1 protein-coding gene is annotated in these 304 nt (G+C 50.0%); it reads right to left on the bottom strand.

Going from position 1 to position 304, the window contains the following annotated elements:
* A partial coding sequence (locus AB2U10_RS19215) for a phage tail length tape measure family protein (protein WP_367916695.1) occupies positions 1-251 on the bottom strand: 251 nt, incomplete at its 3' end.
* Positions 252-304: the final 53 nt, after the last annotated feature.

The following is a 304-nucleotide window of genomic DNA, read 5'->3' on the forward strand; positions in this document are numbered from 1 at the left end:
TCGATCATTTCCTCAATTGATTCTTGGGCATCATCTGCAGCGCTTGCCGCTAATGCAATACCACCAGCGATTGCAGCGAATGCACCAAGCATCGCACCGACAGGGCCACCTAGTAGCTGTGAGATTTGAGTAGAGAAGATAAGGAACGGGCTTGCGCCGTACTGAGCCATAACCGCAATATCTTGGATCTGATAACCAAGGTTTTGCATGCTAAGAGTCACGCCCCTGACCGACTTAGCTGTTTGCGTCATTTGAGGTATGTTTCTAGCTACCGTCGCATTAGCCGCCTCTTGTCGCTGCTTAT

It is taken from the genome of Leadbetterella sp. DM7 (genome assembly GCF_040829825.2).
In the GTDB taxonomy this organism is placed as follows: Bacteria; Bacteroidota; Bacteroidia; order Cytophagales; family Spirosomataceae; genus Leadbetterella.